The sequence below is a fragment of the Methylobacterium sp. EM32 genome (assembly GCF_040593685.1).
Taxonomy (GTDB): Bacteria; Pseudomonadota; Alphaproteobacteria; order Rhizobiales; family Beijerinckiaceae; genus Methylobacterium.
This window is the reverse complement of the sequence record NZ_JBEXZS010000263.1, coordinates 18,697-34,451: the sequence shown is the minus strand read 5'-3', so window position 1 is coordinate 34,451 and position 15,755 is coordinate 18,697. Positions and strand designations below refer to the sequence as shown.

Here is a 15,755-nt window from a genome sequence, read left to right as displayed (position 1 = left end):
AGATGACCCGATCGCAAATTCGCCGAGCCTGAGCGATGGCGCGAATTGGTGCGCGCAGATTCAATGCCGACGCCCGATCGCTTGACTTGCGCAGGATTGAAACCCTCCGCGTCATTCCGGGGCCGCGCAGCGGAACCCGGAAACCATAACCGCAGATGGCTCAGAACAGAGCGGCGCTCGTTCCGCTCCATTCTTCACCACTGGGGTTTCCGGACGCCGCTGCGCGGCCCCGGAATGATGCGCAGGGTCTTGAGGCCGTGGGGCGAGCCGAAACAGGCTCCGGCGCCAATCGAGCCGCCACCCAGTCCACCCTCGATGATAGCGCGACCGCGACCATCGGCGGATCCCGGGCCGGCACTCCAGGCTAAAATCCCCGGCTCAACGCCCGGCGGCGGCGCGGCTCGGCGGCTCGTCGACCGAGAGGCTGCCGAGATAGGTCTCGACCACCCGGGCATCGCCCTGGAGGGTGTGGCTGTCGCCCTGGAGCACCACGCTGCCGCCGTCGAGGACGTAGCCGTGATCGGCGATCTGGAGCGCCGCGCGAGCATTCTGCTCGACCAGCAGGATCGCCACCCCCTCGTCGCGCAGGCGCGCCACCGTGCGCATCACTTCGGCGACGATGAGCGGGGCGAGGCCGAGGCTCGGCTCGTCGAGCATCAGGAGGCGCGGGCGGCCCATCAGGGCGCGGGCCATGGCGAGCATCTGGCGCTCGCCCCCCGACAGCGTGCCGGCGTGCTGGCGCCGGCGCTCGGCGAGACGGGGGAAGAGCCGGTACATCTCCCCGAGGTCGCCGCCGCCCCCCGTGTTGCGGAACCGAAAGGCGCCGAGCTTCAGGTTGTCCTCGACGGTCATGGTCGAGAACAGCTCGCGGCGCTCGGGGATCAGGCTCAATCCTTGCGCGACCCGCGCCTCGACCGGCAGCCGCGTCAGGTCGCGCCCCTCGAAGAGGAGGCGGCCGCGGGCCGGCAGCACCCCCATCAGGGCGTTGAGCAGCGTCGTCTTGCCGGCACCGTTGGCGCCCAGCACCGTGACGAGCCGCCCGGGCTCCACTGCCAGGGACACGCCCCGCACCGCCTCGACCTTGCCGTAGGCGACGGAGAGGTTCTCGGCCTCGAGCATGGCCTGCGTCATGCGGCGCTCCCCAGATAGGCCTCGACCACGGCGGGGTCGCGCCGCACGGTCGCCGGCGCGCCCTCGCACAGCTTGGCGCCGAAATTCATCACCACCAGCCGGTCGGCGAGCCCCATCACGAAATCCATGTCGTGTTCGACGAGGAGAATGCCCAACCCCTCCTGGCGCAGGCGGCGCAGGAGGTCGCCGAGGGCCTGCTTCTCCTGGTGGCGCAGGCCGGCGGCCGGCTCGTCCAGGAGGAGGAGTTGAGGCCCGAGGCAGAGCGCGCGGGCGATCTCGACGATGCGCTGCTGGCCGAGCGCCAGGCTCCCGGCCGGCAGGTCGCGGCAGGCGCCGAGACCGACCCGGGCGAGCTGGCGGTCGGCCTCGGCGAAGAGCGCCGCCTCCTCCGCCGCGTCGAGGCCGAGCGCGCCGCGGAACGGCCCGGCCGAGCCGCGCAGATGGGCGCCGAGCGCCACGTTCTCGATCACCGACATGCCGGCGACGAGCTTGACGTGCTGGAAGGTGCGGGCGCAGCCGAGCCGGGCGATGCGCCGGGCCGGCAGGCCGGCGACGTCGCGGCCGGCGAACCGCACGGCGCCGGCGGTGAGGCGCGCCACGCCGGTGACGAGGTTGAAGGTGGTGCTCTTGCCGGCACCATTGGGCCCGATCAGCGCCACCACCTCGCCGGCCGCGACCTGGAAGCCGATGTCGTTGACGGCGACGAGGCCGCCGAAGGTCTTTCTCAGGTTCGCGGCCTCCAGCAGCACCGTGCCGGGAGCGGCGGCCGGGCGGGGCGCCAGGGGCTCGCCCGCCGGTCCGCGATCGGGCGGCGCCGCGACGGAGCGGCGGACGATCAGCGGCCACAGCCCGTCGGGCGCGCGCTGGAGCATCAGCACCAGCAGGATCCCGAACACGATCGCCTCGAAATTGCCCTGCGCGCCGAAGACCAGCGGCAGCACGTTCTGGAGCTGGTCCTTCAGCACCGTTACCAGCACGGCGCCGAAGACGCCGCCGCCGATCGAGCCGGCGCCGCCGATCACCGCCATCAGCAGGTACTCGATGCCGGCATTGATGCCGAAGGGCGTCGGGTTGATGGCGCGCTGGATATGGGCATAGAGCCAGCCCGACAGGGCCGCCAGCATCGCCGCGTAGACGAAGGCGACGATCTTCACCCGCGCGGTGTCGACCCCGAAGGATTCGGCCGCGACGACCCCCCCTTTGAGTGCCCGGATCGCCCGGCCTGTGCGCGAGCGCAGCAGGCGGTGGGTGAGCCACAGGCTCAAGGCCAGGAAGGCCCAGGTCAGCAGCAGGGCTTCGCCGCCGCCCAGCACCGGGTGGCCGAGAATCGAAATCGGCGGCAGGCCCGTGAGGCCGTCGTAGCGGCCGAGCGCGTCGGTGTTGCCGAGCACGTAGAAGAACGAGATGTTCCAGGCGATCGTGCCGAGCGGCAGGTAATGGCCCGAGAGCCGGAGCGTGATCGCGCCGATCACCCAGGCGGCGGCGGCCGACAGGAGCAAAGCCACCGGCAGGGACAGCCAGGGCGAGAGCCCGCCTTGAGTGGTGAGAAGGGCGGTGGCGTAGGCGCTGATGCCGACGAACATCGCCTGCCCGAAGGAGGTGATGCCGGCGACGCCCGTCAGCACCACGAGCCCGGTGACCACGATGGCCGAGAGGCCCGCATAGGTCAGTAGCGTGAGCCAGAACGGCGGCACGCCGGGCACGAACGGCAGGGCGACGACGACGAGCGCGGCGAGGCCGGTCAGGAGGGCGGTGGGCGTGAGGCGGGCGGGCATGGTCACTCCTCGTCCTCCACCGGGGCCGAGCGCAGGGAGCGCCAGAGCAGGACCGGGATGATCGCCATGAACACGATCACCTCCTTGAAGGCGCTGGCCTCGAACGAGGCGACGGATTCGATGATGCCGACGAGGATCGCGGCGGCTGCGGCGGCCGGATAGCTCGCCAGCCCGCCGATGATCGCCGCGACGAACCCTTTCAGGCCGATGAGGAAGCCGGTGTCGTAGTAGACGGTGGTGAGCGGCGCGATCAGCACGCCCGAGAGCGCGCCGATGAAGGCCGCGACCGAGAAGCTGAGCCGGCCGGCGAGGGAGGGCGCGATGCCCATCAGCCGGGCGCCGAGGCGGTTGACGGCGGTGGCGATCAGCGCCTTGCCGAGCAGCGTGCGCGAGAAGAACAGCCAGAGCCCCACGATGATCGCGAGCGTCAGGCCGATCATCCACAGCGACTGCCCGCTGACCAGCAGGGGCCCGGCCGGGAACGAGGCCTCCGACAAGGGCGGGGTGCGCGAGCCCTCGGCGCCGAAGAACACGAGGCCGAGGCCCGTCAGCGCCAGGTGGACGCCGACCGAGGCGATCAGCAGCACCAGCACCGAGGCGTGGGCGAGGGGCCGGAACGCCACCGCGTGCAGGAAGCCGCCCATCGGCGTGACGATGGCCAGCGTCAGCAGGATCTCGACGACGAGACCGGGCTTCGTCGGCGCGAGGAACCAGGCCGCGAGCGCCACGACCGCCGGCAGGGCGAGGTCGCGCAGCGCGAGGCGCGCGAGCACGCGCCCGCTCATTGTCGGGCGCGCCTCGGCGCAATCGGCCAGGAAGGCGAGGACGCCCAGCCCGAGGAGCAGCGGCACGGTGCCGGGCAGGGTGCCGGCCTCCAGGCTCGCGAGCGTGAGCGCCCCGTAGGCGACGAACTCGCCCTGCGGGATCAGGATCACCCGCGTGACGGTGAAGACCAGGACCAGCGACAGGGCGATCAGCGCGTAGATCGCGCCGTTCACCACGCCGTCCTGAAGGAGAAGAAGGAGGATCGTGGCGTCCACGGGGAAGGGCTCGGGGCGTTTTCGAGTGATGTTCTTGGATTTTTCCCGCTCGCAACCTCATCCTGAGGTGCCCACGCAGTGGGCCTCGAAGGAGGGCTCCAGATATCTCTGCGAGAACTGGAGCCTTCCTTCGAGGTCAGTCGATCTTCGATCGACTGACATCTCAGGATGAGGTCGCGGATGGGGAAAGCGATGCAAGCTTTCGTGCGAGGCGGGACACCAGGAGCCGATGGCTCCCGTCGCACTCGCTCAGTTCGTCGCCGACAACAGCTTCCACTTGCCGTTCTCGATCGTCACCATCACGCGGGCTCGGTCGTCCTGGCCGACATGATCGGTCGGGGTCATGGTGACGACGCCGTTGGTATAGACGACCTCCTTCAGGCCCTCGATCGCGTCGCGGAGCGCCGCGCGGAACTCCGGCGTGCCGGGCTTGGCGGTCTTGAGCGCGACGGGGATCGCGTTCGCCAGCAGCACCTCGGCGTCGTAGGCGTGGCCGCCGAAGGTCGCGAGCGAGCCCGCCCCGAACTTCGCCTCGTAGGCCTTGGTGTAGTCGAGGGCGACCTTGCGCACCGGGTTCGATTCCGGCAGCTGCTCGGCGACCAGCAGCGGACCGGCCGGCAGCACCGTACCTTCCAGGTCCTTGCCGCCGACGCGCAGGAAGTCGGCATTGGCGACGCCGTGGGTCTGGTAGTACTTGCCGGCGTAGCCGCGCTCCTTGAGCGTCTTCTGCGGCAGCGCCGCGGGGGTGCCGGAGCCGGCGATCAGCACCGCGTCGGGCTTGGCCGCCATCACCTTCAGCACCTGGCCGGTGACGCTGGTGTCGGTGCGGGCGAAGCGCTCGGTGACGGCGAGCTTGATGCCCTTGGCCTCGAGCCGGGGGGTGACCTCGGCGAGCCAACCGTCGCCATAGGCGTCGTTGAAGCCGATGAAGCCGACCGACTTCACGCCGGCCTTGGCCATGTGCGTGGCGATCGCCTCGGCCATCAGGCCGTCGTTCTGCGGCGCCTTGAACACCCAGCGGCGCTTGTCGTCCATCGGGGCGACGATCTTGGAGGAGGCAGCCAAGCTGATCAGCGGCACCTTGGCCTCGGCCGCGACCTCGATCAGCGCCAGGGAGACCGGGGTCACCGAGGAGCCGACGATGGCGTCGACCTTGTCGTCACTGGCGAGCTTGCGCGCGTTGGCGACGCCCTTGGTGGTGTCGGTGGCGTCGTCGAGGACGATCCACTCGACCTTCTGGCCGCCGATCTCGGTCGGCAGCAGCGTCACGGTGTTGGCCTGCGGGATGCCCAGCGAGGCCGCCGGACCGGTCTTGGCGATGGTGACGCCGATCTTGATCGGCTGCGCCAGCACGGGTCCGGCCAGCACGGTGCCGGCGAGGGCGAGCGCCCAGACGATGCGCCTCATGGTGGTGTCCTCCCGCTATCGGGCCGCGCCGGTTGCAATCCGGTCGCCGGCGTCCCGGGCTTCATTGAACCCGTTCGTGCTTTGCAGCCCCGCGCGCTCTCCGTCCACCCTGGCGTTCGGCTAACGGCACGCGCGTTTGACTTCGCCCGCACAGCTTTATAATTTACCGTCCGGTTGGTCAATAGATCGCGCCGGCGGCGATGCCCGGCACAGGCGCGACGGGGAGGGCACACCATGAGCGAGGCAACCGGCGAAAATCTCGTGCTGACGGAGCATCATGCGGGCTACCGCGTGCTGGTGCTCAACCGGCCCGACCGGCTCAACGCCTTCAACGAGCCGCTGCATCTGGCCCTGCGCGAGTCGTTGCGCGACGCCGCTGCCGATCCGGAGTGCCGGGCGCTGATCCTCACCGGAGCCGGCCGCGGCTTCTGCGCCGGCCAGGACCTCGCTGCCCGCAACTTCGCGCCGGACGTCGAGCCCGACCTGTCGCGCACGCTGGAAGAATTCTACAATCCGCTGGTGACGCAGATCCGCGACCTGCCGATGCCGCTGATCTGCGCCGTCAACGGCGTGGCGGCGGGCGCGGGCGCCAGCCTCGCCTTCCACGGCGACCTCGTGCTCGCGGCGCGCTCGGCCAAGTTCCTCCAGGCCTTCGCCAAGCTCGGGCTGATCCCGGATGCCGGCGGCACCTGGCTGCTGCCGCGCCTCGCCGGCCGGGCCCGGGCCCGCGGCATGGCGCTGCTCGCTGAGCCGATCACCGCCGAGCAGGCGGAATCCTGGGGCATGATCTGGCGGGTGATCGACGACGCCGAGTTGATGAACGAGGCACATCGCCTCGCCGCGCAGCTGGCGCAGGCGCCGACCTACGGCCTGGCGCTGATCCGCCGGGCGCTGGACGCCTCGGAGACGAACGACCTCGCGGCGCAGCTCGCCGTCGAGCGCGACCTGCAAGGTGAGGCCGGTCGCTCGCCGGATTACCGCGAGGGCGTAGCAGCCTTCCTGGAGAAACGCCCGGCGCGCTTCACCGGGCGCTCCCGGTGAGCCCGGAGGAGACGGCCCGCGCCTGTGCCGCGGCGATGTGGGCCGAGGACCGGGCGAGCCAGGGGCTCGGCATGATCCTCGACCAGGCCGGGCCCGGCGAGGCGGTGCTGTCGATGCGGGTGCGCGACGATATGGTGAACGGCCACGGCTCCTGCCACGGCGGCTTCATCTTCGCGCTCGCCGATTCGGCTTTCGCCTTCGCGTGCAACGCCTACGATCAGCGGGCGGTGGCGCAGCATTGCGCGGTGACGTTCCTGCGGCCGGGGAAATGCGGCGAGGTGCTGACGGCGCGGGCGGTCGAGCGGGTGCGCGAGGGGCGCTCCGGAATCTACGACGTGACGGTGACCGACGCGGAGGGCCACGTGGTGGCGGAGTTCCGCGGGCATTCGCGGACCGTGCCGGGGAGTGTGCTGGCGGGGGAGGGTGGGGCGGATCACAGGTGATCCCCCACGATTTGTCCACTCTCTGCGTCATCCCGGGGCCGCGAAAGCGGAACCCGGGATCCATAACCGCCGAGATGGCAGGATGAGGCGGGACGCGACCCACCTCTTCCTCCAACGTCAGCGGTTATGGATCCCGGGTTCACGCCTTCGGCGAGCCCCGGGGTGACGTGGAGAATGTCAAGTCTGTCGATGATTTCGTGCAGAACTTCATAAAAATACTTCAGGGAGAAGACGCCATGCTCCAAATCGCCCCCCGCAAGCTCGCCCGCATGGTGCCGGAGGCCTCCGAGCTCGACCGGTTCGAGACCGCCTCGCGGGCCGAGCTCGCCGCCTGGCAGCGCGAGAAGCTGCGCGAGACCCTGCACAACGCCTATTCCAACGTGCCCCATTACCGCGCCGCCTTCGACGCCGCCGGCGTGCATCCGCGCGATTTTTCCGACCTGCCCGACCTCGCCCGCTTCCCCTTCACCGCCAAGGCGGATCTCAGGGCGAACTACCCCTTCGGGATGTTCGCGGTGCCGCGGGAAGAGGTGGCACGCATCCACGCCTCGTCCGGCACCACCGGCAAGCCGACGGTGGTGGGCTACACCAAGGCCGACATCGACGTCTGGGCGGACGTGGTGGCGCGCTCGATCCGGGCCGCGGGCGGGCGGCCCGGCATGCTGATCCATGTCGCCTACGGCTACGGGCTGTTCACCGGGGGATTGGGCGCCCATTACGGCGCCGAGCGCCTGGGCTGCACGGTGATCCCGATGTCGGGGGGCATGACCGAGCGCCAAGTCCAGCTGATCCAGGACTTCAAGCCCGACATCATCATGGTGACGCCGTCCTACATGCTGGCGATCCTCGACGAGTTCCGCCGCCAGGGCCTCGACCCGCGCGCCTCCTCGCTCAAGGTCGGCATCTTCGGGGCCGAGCCCTGGACCAACGCGATGCGCCAGGAGATCGAGGAGGCGTTCGACCTCCACGCCGTCGACATCTACGGCCTGTCCGAGGTGATGGGGCCTGGGGTCGCGAGCGAGTGCGTCGAGACCAAGGACGGCCTGCACATCTGGGAGGATCACTTCTACCCGGAGATCGTCGACCCGCGCACCGGAGACGTGCTGCCGGACGGGGAGGAGGGGGAGCTGGTCTTCACCTCGCTCACCAAGCAGGCGATGCCGGTGATCCGCTACCGCACTCGCGACCTGACCCGGCTGCTCCCCGGCACCGCCCGGGCGATGCGGCGGATGGAGAAGATCACCGGGCGCTCCGACGACATGATGATCGTGCGCGGGGTCAACGTCTTCCCGAGCCAGATCGAGGAGAAGATCCTGACCATCCCGGCCCTCTCGGCCCATTACCAGGTGGTGCTCTCCCGCGAGGGCCGGCTCGACACCATGACGATCCGCGTCGAGGCGCGGCCCGAGGCCGACATCGCCGACCTGCGCGAGGCGGCGGCCGACCGGCTGTGTCAGGCGGTCAAGGACACGATCGGCATCACCGCGACGGTGGAGGTGCTGCCCCCGGGAGGCATCGAGCGCTCCCTCGGCAAGGCCCGCCGTGTCATCGACCAGCGTCCCCGGGATTAGCGACGAGCATGGCCCGCACCCGCGCCAGCGACTACGACGACAAGCGCCGGGCGATCCTCGATCGCTCGGCCGAGCTCTTTGCCGCCCACGGCTACGACCGCGCCTCGATGAGCCGGATCGCCGAGGCCTGCGGCGTCTCGAAGGCGAACCTGTATCATTACTATCGCGACAAGGACGAGATCCTGTTCGACGTGATCCGGCTGCACCTGGAGGAGCTGCTGGAAGCGGTCGAGGCCGCCGACCGCCCGGGCCTCGCCCCCGAGCCGCGCCTGCGCAGCCTTGCCGGCGCGCTGCTCGAGGCCTACCGGGACGCCGATGCCCAGCACAAGGTGCAGATCAACCACCTCGGCCTGCTCTCGAGCGAGCGGCAGGCGGAGGTGAAGGCGAGCGAGCGCGAATTGGTGCGCCTGTTCTCCGAGGCGATCGCCGGGGTGGCGCCGCATCTCGCCGGCACGGCGCTCCTGAAGCCCGTGACCATGTCGTTCTTCGGCATGGTCAACTGGCACTATCTCTGGTTCCGGCCGGGGGCGGGACTGACGCGGGCGGATTACGCGGATCTCGTCACCCGGCTGATCGCCGAGGGGGCGCGGGGGATCGCGGAGGAGCGGGTGCCGGAGGTGAGGGTGGTGGGCGGGTGATTGTCACCGGCTGCCGCGCGCATCCTCCTCTCCCCGCGGGCGGGGAGAGGGCTGCGTCCCTGTCCAAGGGATGCAGCGAGGCGGCAGCCGAAGGTAGGGGGAAGTGCCGAACGAGGCTCTTCCGGCAACACCCCCTCACCCTCGCCCTGAGGGCTCGCCGTATCACCTGAACGGAGACACGGCCCTCTCCCCGCCCACGGGGAGAGGGGATACCTGCGCTTTGCTGGTTACGCCGCGACGCGGAACTCCTCCGCCGGCAGAACGCTCGGCACCACCCGCCCGGTCGCCCGCACCATGCCGTCCGCGCCGTCGAGCGCGCCCGGCACGAGGTCGAGGGCGAGGAACCGCTCCGGCGCGTAAGGGCCGGGCAGGCTGAGGCTCCCGACCCGCTCGTGGGTGAAGCCGAAGCGGGCATAGTAGGGCGCGTCGCCCACCAGGATCACCGCGCGGTGGCCGAGCGCCGCGGCACGGGACAGGGCCTCGCGCATGAGCGTGTGGCCGATGCCGAGCCCGTGCAGGCCCGGATCGACGGCGATCGGCCCGAGCATCAGGGCGGGGATTCCACCGGCATCGACGTCCCACAGGCGCACGGTGGCGACCAGCCGGCCGTCCATCTCGACCACCAGGGCGAGGCCGTCCGACGGAAGGCGCCCCTCGCGCAGGCGCTCGCAGGTCTTGGTGAAGCGGGCCTCGCCGAAGCAGGTGTCGAGCAGGTGCTCGCGGGCGGCGACATCGGCGGCGCGCTCGTCGCGGATCTGGATCACGGCCGTACTCTCCCGAGACTCACGCAAAAACGGGCAAAGGACAGCCCTCGCACCCGCCGCGACGCGGCGGGCCGTCCGGGACTTCTGGGGATGGTGGAGGCGCGGACGCGCCGGGCCCGATCAAACGGGAAACCCGGCGCATCGTTCCGAAGGTTCGGCGCCGGAGGGCGCCGAAGGATCAGATCACGTAGGACTGGAGCGGCGGGAAGCCGTTGAACGCCACCGCCGCGTAGGTGGTGGTGTAGGCGCCCGCGCCCTCGATCAGCACCTTGTCGCCGATCGCCAGCGAGATCGGCAGCGGGTACGGGGTCTTCTCGTAGAGCACGTCGGCCGAGTCGCAGGTCGGGCCGGCGAGCACGCACGGCACCGTGCGGTCCTCGTCGTGGTCGGTGAGGATGCGGTAGCGGATCGACTCGTCCATCGTCTCGGCGAGGCCGCCGAACTTGCCGATGTCGAGATAGACCCAGCGCACCTCGTCGGCGGCGTCGGACTTCTGCGAGACCAGAACCACCTCGGCCTCGATCATGCCGGCATTGCCGACCATGCCGCGGCCCGGCTCGATGATCGTCTCCGGAAGCTGGTTGCCGAAATGCTTCGTCAGCGCCCGGAAGATCGCGTCGCCGTAGGATTCCACGCCCGGCACCGCCTTGAGGTACTTGGTCGGGAAGCCGCCGCCGAGATTGACCATCGAGAGATGGATGCCGCGCAGGGCGCATTCGCGGAAGATCATCGAGGCGGAGGCGAGCGCCCCGTCCCAGGCTTCCGTGTTGCCCTGCTGCGAGCCGACGTGGAACGACACGCCGTAGGCGTGGAGCCCCGCCCGGGTGCCGTGCTCCAGCACGTCCACCGCCATCTCCGGCACGCAGCCGAACTTGCGCGAGAGCGGCCACTCGGCCCCGGCGCCGTCGCACAGGATGCGGCAGAACACCTGCACGTCCTCACGGGCGACCTTGACCGCGTCGGCGGCGCGGGCGATCTTGTCGACCTCGGCCTGGCAGTCGACGGCGAAGAGCCGCACGCCGAGCTGGAGGGCACGGGCGATGCACCGCTCCTTCTTGATGGTGTTGCCGAACGACACCCGGTCGGCGGTGGCGCCGGCGGCGAGCGCCATCTGGATCTCGACCACCGAGGCGGTGTCGAAGCAGGAGCCCATCTCGGCGAGCGCGCGCAGCACCTCGGGGGCCGGGTTCGCCTTGACGGCGTAGAACACCCGAGTGTCCGGCAGGGCACGGGCGAAGGCGGTGTAGTTGTCGCGCACGACGTCGAGGTCGAGGACCATCACGGGACCCTCATCCCGGCCGAGCTCGCGGCGCACGCGCAGGAAATCGCGGATGCGATCGGTCATGATCAGCCCCACCAAAGGTTCGAGAGGGCTCCCGCGGGAACCCGAAGTCGAGATCAAGACGGCGCGCGTCGGCCGTCCGGCGTCAGGGGGCGATGCGGCGCGGCGCGGACGTGCTGTGGAGACACGCCGTGCGACGCGGGCGCAGAGCACCCGGAAGCTGCCTTTGCTTGGAACGGGGAAACCCGATCCGCACTCGGGGCAAGGAGAAACAAGCCTCTTCGGTGTCGGCCTTTGGAGGGCCGACGAGACCAAAAAAGCCCGTTCGTCGTTGCTTTAAGCTGCGTCCCCCGTGGAGAGCGGGGTTCGCCGGTTTTGCCTCCGGCTGCCGGTTGTTGTCGGGGTCCGGTGTCGCCACCTGGATGCCGGCCGGAGGGATCCACCCTTCCCGGCCATCGATCCTTTAAGACCCCTGGCGGCTGTCCGGCCTCTTGTCCGGATGCCCACCAACCGGCACGCGGCCACAGGCACGTGCGAAATTGGGCAAGGCGGTAGATACGGACGACGCCCCCCGGCCGCAAGCCCCAACGAACGGAATTCCGCCGGATTTCCCCAGGGTGGCCGAGATGACACGGTCCTCAAGGCCATGGCTCCTTCGCCGTGGAACGCTTCCCGCCCGTGGGGCCTTCTCAAGCGAAGCCGGACGGGCCATTCAACCGGCCGACGCGCACGCGCGCTCCGAACGCGCGCCTTATATCCGGACCACCATGACCCTCGCACCCTCGCGCCGCGCGCTCCTCGCCGGCCTGCTCTCCTCCGCCGCCCTGAGCCGGGCCGCCTCCGCCCAGGTCGGGCCGACCCAGCCCGGCCCGAGCGCCCTGCCGCCGCCCGATCCGGCCCCGGCGCCGTCGGGCCCGCCCCGCTTCCGCTTCGACGAGGTGGTGCGCCGGGCGAAGGCGCTCGCGGGTGCAGCCTTCGAGGCCAACGTGGCGCCGCTGCCGGCCCCGCTCGCCTCCCTCGACTACGATGCCTGGCGCGACATCCGCTTCCGGCCCGACAAGGCGCTGCTGGGAGACCAGGACGGGCCGTTCCGGCTCCAGCTGTTCCACCTCGGCTTCCTCTATACCCGCCCGGTCACCGTGAACGTGGTGCGCGACGGGGTGCCGACGCCGATCCCCTACCAGCCCGGCCTGTTCGATTACGGCCGCACCACCATCGACAAGCCGCTGCCGGTCAATCTCGGATTCGCCGGCTTCCGGCTGCACTATCCGCTCAACAAGCCCGGATTGCTCGACGAGCTGATCTCGTTCCTAGGCGCCAGCTACTACCGCTTCCTCGGCCGCGACCAGCTCTACGGGCTGTCGGCCCGGGGCCTCGCCGTGAATGTCGAGAGCGTCGGCGGGCCGGAGGAATTCCCGGTCTTCCGCGAGTTCTGGATCGAGATGCCGCCGAAGGGCGCCGACCGGGCGGTGATCTACGCCCTCCTCGACGGGCCGTCTTGCACCGGCGCGTTCCAGTTCCTGGTCTATCCGGGCGACGAGACGGTCGTCGACGTGCGCTGCTCTCTGCATCCGCGTCGCGAGCTCACCACGGTCGGTATCGCGCCGCTGACCTCGATGTTCTTCATCGGTGAGAACGACCGCCACCACTCCGACGATTACCGCCCCGAACTGCACGATTCCGACGGGCTGCTGATGCAGTCCGGCGGCGGCGAATGGATCTGGCGGCCCTTGCGCAACCCGAAGGAGCGCTGGATCTCCGCCTTCGAGGACCGCAACCCGAAGGGTTTCGGGCTGATGCAGCGCGACCGGGTGTTCGAGGATTACCAGGACCTCGAAGCGTACTACCACCGCCGCCCGGGCTACTGGGTCGAGCCGCAGGGCGAGTGGGGCGAGGGCACGGTGCGCCTCGTCGAATTGCCGACCGAGAACGAGACCCACGACAACATCGTGGCCTCCTGGCAGCCGAAGCAGCCCTACAGGCCCGGCGAGGCGGTCGAGCTGTCCTACAAGATCCGGGCGCTCGCCGAGACCGACGACCTGCATCCCGGCGGCCGGGTGGTGAACACCTACGTCGCCCGCACGACCGCCAGCGGCGGCACGGCGGATGCCAGCGAGCCGCGCACCCGGCGCTTCCTGGTCGACTTCTCGGGCGGCGACCTCGCCTACTGGCTCACCGACCCGAAGGCGGTCGAGATCGTGCCCTCGACGACGCAGGGCAAGATCACCGCGATCTCGCTGGTGCCGAACCTCCACGTGCGGGGCTTTCGCGCGGCGATCGACGTGCGGCTCGACCAGGCCGGGCAATCGACCGAGCTGCGCGCCTTCCTGCGCGCCCGCGGCCAGACGCTCACCGAGACCTGGACCTATCCGTGGAAGGCCGCGTGAGCGGCCACCCCGCGCGCGCGTCGGCCGTCACCGTCCGGCCGGCGCTCCGGGAGGACCTCGACGCCCTGATGGCGCTCGAGGTCGCGGCCTTCGCCACCGACCGGGCGGAGCGCCGGGCGATCCGTCACGCCATCGCGTCGCCGTCGATCTCGCTGCTGGTCGCCCTCGACGGCGCGGTGCTGGTCGGCGCCGCCACGGTTGAGCGCCGGCGCGGCAGCCGGCGCGCCCGCCTGTCCTCGATCGCGGTGGCGCCGAGCCGGGCCGGCACCGGCCTCGGCCGGGTGCTGCTCGCCGCCGCCGAGGCCGAGGCCTTGGCGCGGGGCTGCGGCTTCCTGCGCCTGGAGGTCCGCGAGGATAACGGCGCCGGCATCCGCCTCTACGAGCGCAGCGGCTACCGCCGCTTCGAGACCGTGGAAGGTTACTACGAGGACGGCACCACCGCCTGGCGCTACGAGAAGCGGCTCGGGGAGGGGCAAGGCGAGGGGACCCTGGCGCCTGCCCCGTCCTGATACAACCACGCTACGAGCGGAACGGGTCGCGATTCCATCGATGCCGCCATCCCGGCGAAAATGTGCCGTAGCGGCATGGTTTCCAACTGGTTTCGATTGGCACGCCAGACGCAAGTGATCCGGTAGCCGAGGCACATTGTGCCTCACCCCGAGATCTTGCGACGAGGTTGCAGCCATGGCCCTGACCAACGCCGATTTCCGCAGGATGATCGCCGGGACCCGCGACACCACCGCCCGTCCGCTCCCGCCCCTGACCCTGCCCGACCGGATGCCGGTGCACGTCGAGCAGGAGTTCGTTCGGTCCGCCCCGCGCGAGAGCCGCGACGTGCGCACCATCGAGATCGTCTGGGCGCCGCCTGCGCCGTCGAGCAGCCGCCTCCTCGGCGGTCTCGCGCTCATCGCCAAGGTGCTGGCCCTGCCGGCACTGGTCGCCGGCAGCCTCGTCGCCCAGCCGGCCTACGAGTGCCACAAGCAGAAGAGCCGCGGCATGCTGTATTACGGCACCACCGTGCAGATGTGCGTGAACGAGCGCCTGGCCGAGCGTGTCGACAGCGTGCAGGCGATGGTGAGTCGGTAACCGAGGGCGATGTGATGACATCGATTTTCGATCGTCATCGGCCGAACTGAACCCCACCTCGTCATCCCAGGGCTCGCCGAAAGGCGAGAACCCGGGATCCATAACCGCCGACGTCAGCGAAAGAAACGGATCGCGCTCCGCCTTGTCCTGCACTTTCAGCGGTTATGGATCCCGGGTTCCGCTGCGCGGCCCTGGGATGACGCGGAGAGAATCAAGACTGTCGGGCAATTCCTTGACCGCTCAAGCTTGGGTCTCCCTGATTGGGGGCTTCTTGCTGTGAGGTTGAAAGGCGGCCAAGACGGCCTTCAGCCTCCAATACGTGCTGAAGCGACACGCCTGCTCTCACCCTCCGCCTCCCCCCGCATGCGATGCCGCACCGGCGCCCCTCCCGGGACCCCTCCGCTCCGCCGAACGTTTGGTGAGCGTTCGCGTCGCGGCCCGACGGCCGAGGCGGCGCAAGGCGCGCCCTCGGGCCGTCACCTCGTTTCGGGCCGGGAGGCACCATGGACAAGTCCGATTCCGCGCCGCGATTGACGCGCCGGAGCGTTCTGGAGAGCGGCGTCGCCGCCGCGGCGGTGCTGGGCTTCACCGGACCGCTCCGGGCCGCGACCCCGCCGGCGCAGGCGCCCACCCCGCAGGCCCTCGCCGCCGAGCCGGCGACGCCGCGCATGCCGGTGACCCTCCAGATCAACGGCCAGGCCCGGCCCCTCGAGGTCGACCCCCGCACCACGCTCCTCGACGCTCTGCGCGAGCGCATCGGGCTCACTGGCTCGAAGAAGGGCTGCGACCACGGCCAGTGCGGCGCCTGCACGGTGCTGATCAACGGCCGGCGGATCAATTCCTGCCTGACGCTGGCCGTGATGCACGAGGGCGACGAGATCCAGACCATCGAGGGTCTGGCCGAGGGTGACACCCTGCACCCGCTCCAGGCCGCCTTCGTCAAGCATGATGGCTTCCAGTGCGGCTACTGCACGCCGGGCCAGATCTGCTCGGCCGCCGGGATGCTGAACGAGGCCAAGGCCGGCTGGCCCTCGACCGTGACGCAGGACCTCACCGCGACGATCGCCCTGACCGACGCGGAGATCCGCGAGCGGATGAGCGGCAACATCTGCCGCTGCTCCGCCTACCCGAACATCGTCGCGGCGATCCGCGAGGCAGGCGGCACCGCCACGCGGCTCTGAGGGGGATTC

The 15,755-nt window shown here is 70.4% G+C and carries 14 protein-coding genes; 8 read left to right on the top strand and 6 right to left on the bottom strand.

Annotated elements, in window-relative coordinates:
- Positions 1-378: 378 nt before the first annotated feature.
- The 4 genes from ABZT49_RS32330 to ABZT49_RS32315 all read right to left on the bottom strand — a co-directional run bounded on the left by ABZT49_RS32330 (position 379) and on the right by ABZT49_RS32315 (position 5,353).
- Complete coding sequence (locus ABZT49_RS32330; protein ID WP_355292465.1) at positions 379-1,131, bottom strand: ABC transporter ATP-binding protein; 753 nt, start codon at positions 1,129-1,131, stop codon at positions 379-381.
- Entirely contained in the window at positions 1,128-2,906 is a 1,779-nt protein-coding gene (locus tag ABZT49_RS32325; RefSeq protein ID WP_355292463.1) for a branched-chain amino acid ABC transporter ATP-binding protein/permease, read from the bottom strand. The genes ABZT49_RS32330 and ABZT49_RS32325 overlap by 4 nt, the downstream gene beginning before the upstream one ends.
- Before the next feature lie 2 nt (positions 2,907-2,908).
- On the bottom strand, positions 2,909-3,946 hold the full coding sequence (locus ABZT49_RS32320; RefSeq protein ID WP_355292461.1) for a branched-chain amino acid ABC transporter permease: 1,038 nt from the start codon (positions 3,944-3,946) through the stop codon (positions 2,909-2,911).
- Positions 3,947-4,195: 249 nt separating this feature from the next.
- Positions 4,196-5,353 (bottom strand): ABC transporter substrate-binding protein, encoded by a 1,158-nt coding sequence (locus tag ABZT49_RS32315; RefSeq protein ID WP_355292459.1) that lies wholly within the window; start codon positions 5,351-5,353, stop codon positions 4,196-4,198.
- 234 nt (positions 5,354-5,587) lie between these two features.
- Here ABZT49_RS32315 and paaG point away from each other — a divergent pair, with 234 nt between their 5' ends.
- The 4 genes from paaG to ABZT49_RS32295 all read left to right on the top strand — a co-directional run bounded on the left by paaG (position 5,588) and on the right by ABZT49_RS32295 (position 9,046).
- On the top strand, positions 5,588-6,394 hold the full coding sequence (gene paaG, locus ABZT49_RS32310; RefSeq protein ID WP_355292457.1) for a 2-(1,2-epoxy-1,2-dihydrophenyl)acetyl-CoA isomerase PaaG: 807 nt from the start codon (positions 5,588-5,590) through the stop codon (positions 6,392-6,394).
- A gap of 35 nt (positions 6,395-6,429) precedes the next feature.
- The gene (paaI, locus tag ABZT49_RS32305; protein WP_355292496.1) at positions 6,430-6,837 is read left to right on the top strand and encodes a hydroxyphenylacetyl-CoA thioesterase PaaI; all 408 of its coding nucleotides are present in this window, start codon (positions 6,430-6,432) and stop codon (positions 6,835-6,837) included.
- Positions 6,838-7,073: 236 nt separating this feature from the next.
- Positions 7,074-8,408: a phenylacetate--CoA ligase PaaK gene (gene paaK, locus ABZT49_RS32300; protein ID WP_355292455.1), complete on the top strand. Its 1,335-nt coding sequence runs from the start codon at positions 7,074-7,076 to the stop codon at positions 8,406-8,408.
- An 8-nt stretch (positions 8,409-8,416) separates the two neighbouring features.
- On the top strand, positions 8,417-9,046 hold the full coding sequence (locus tag ABZT49_RS32295) for a TetR/AcrR family transcriptional regulator (protein ID WP_355292453.1): 630 nt from the start codon (positions 8,417-8,419) through the stop codon (positions 9,044-9,046).
- Between the two features lie 227 nt (positions 9,047-9,273).
- Here the strand turns inward: ABZT49_RS32295 and ABZT49_RS32290 are convergent, their stop codons facing one another.
- Positions 9,274-9,810, bottom strand: a complete 537-nt coding sequence (locus tag ABZT49_RS32290) for an N-acetyltransferase (protein WP_355292451.1) — start codon at positions 9,808-9,810, stop codon at positions 9,274-9,276.
- A 178-nt stretch (positions 9,811-9,988) separates the two neighbouring features.
- Positions 9,989-11,155, bottom strand: coding sequence for a type III PLP-dependent enzyme (locus ABZT49_RS32285; protein ID WP_355292449.1), 1,167 nt, complete (start codon positions 11,153-11,155; stop codon positions 9,989-9,991).
- Between the two features lie 704 nt (positions 11,156-11,859).
- Here ABZT49_RS32285 and ABZT49_RS32280 point away from each other — a divergent pair.
- The 4 genes from ABZT49_RS32280 to ABZT49_RS32265 all read left to right on the top strand — a co-directional run bounded on the left by ABZT49_RS32280 (position 11,860) and on the right by ABZT49_RS32265 (position 15,746).
- The gene (locus ABZT49_RS32280) at positions 11,860-13,479 is read left to right on the top strand and encodes a glucan biosynthesis protein G (RefSeq protein ID WP_355292448.1); all 1,620 of its coding nucleotides are present in this window, start codon (positions 11,860-11,862) and stop codon (positions 13,477-13,479) included.
- Positions 13,476-13,988, top strand: coding sequence for a GNAT family N-acetyltransferase (locus ABZT49_RS32275; protein WP_355292446.1), 513 nt, complete (start codon positions 13,476-13,478; stop codon positions 13,986-13,988). The genes ABZT49_RS32280 and ABZT49_RS32275 overlap by 4 nt, the downstream gene beginning before the upstream one ends.
- Positions 13,989-14,163: 175 nt before the next feature.
- Positions 14,164-14,565 (top strand): hypothetical protein, encoded by a 402-nt coding sequence (locus ABZT49_RS32270; protein ID WP_355292444.1) that lies wholly within the window; start codon positions 14,164-14,166, stop codon positions 14,563-14,565.
- A 503-nt stretch (positions 14,566-15,068) separates the two neighbouring features.
- Positions 15,069-15,746: a 2Fe-2S iron-sulfur cluster-binding protein gene (locus tag ABZT49_RS32265; RefSeq protein WP_355292442.1), complete on the top strand. Its 678-nt coding sequence runs from the start codon at positions 15,069-15,071 to the stop codon at positions 15,744-15,746.
- Positions 15,747-15,755: the final 9 nt, after the last annotated feature.

Bases quoted from the DNA above. Each gene is read 5' to 3' on its own strand.
- ABZT49_RS32330 (WP_355292465.1), bottom strand. From the start codon at position 1,131: ATGACGCAGGCCATGCTCGAGGCCGAGAACCTCTCCGTCGCCTACGGC.
- ABZT49_RS32325 (WP_355292463.1), bottom strand. From the start codon at position 2,906: ATGCCCGCCCGCCTCACGCCCACCGCCCTCCTGACCGGCCTCGCCGCG.
- ABZT49_RS32315 (WP_355292459.1), bottom strand. From the start codon at position 5,353: ATGAGGCGCATCGTCTGGGCGCTCGCCCTCGCCGGCACCGTGCTGGCC.
- paaG (WP_355292457.1), top strand. From the start codon at position 5,588: ATGAGCGAGGCAACCGGCGAAAATCTCGTGCTGACGGAGCATCATGCG.
- paaI (WP_355292496.1), top strand. From the start codon at position 6,430: ATGTGGGCCGAGGACCGGGCGAGCCAGGGGCTCGGCATGATCCTCGAC.
- paaK (WP_355292455.1), top strand. From the start codon at position 7,074: ATGCTCCAAATCGCCCCCCGCAAGCTCGCCCGCATGGTGCCGGAGGCC.
- ABZT49_RS32295 (WP_355292453.1), top strand. From the start codon at position 8,417: ATGGCCCGCACCCGCGCCAGCGACTACGACGACAAGCGCCGGGCGATC.
- ABZT49_RS32285 (WP_355292449.1), bottom strand. From the start codon at position 11,155: ATGACCGATCGCATCCGCGATTTCCTGCGCGTGCGCCGCGAGCTCGGC.
- ABZT49_RS32280 (WP_355292448.1), top strand. From the start codon at position 11,860: ATGACCCTCGCACCCTCGCGCCGCGCGCTCCTCGCCGGCCTGCTCTCC.
- ABZT49_RS32270 (WP_355292444.1), top strand. From the start codon at position 14,164: ATGGCCCTGACCAACGCCGATTTCCGCAGGATGATCGCCGGGACCCGC.
- ABZT49_RS32265 (WP_355292442.1), top strand. From the start codon at position 15,069: ATGGACAAGTCCGATTCCGCGCCGCGATTGACGCGCCGGAGCGTTCTG.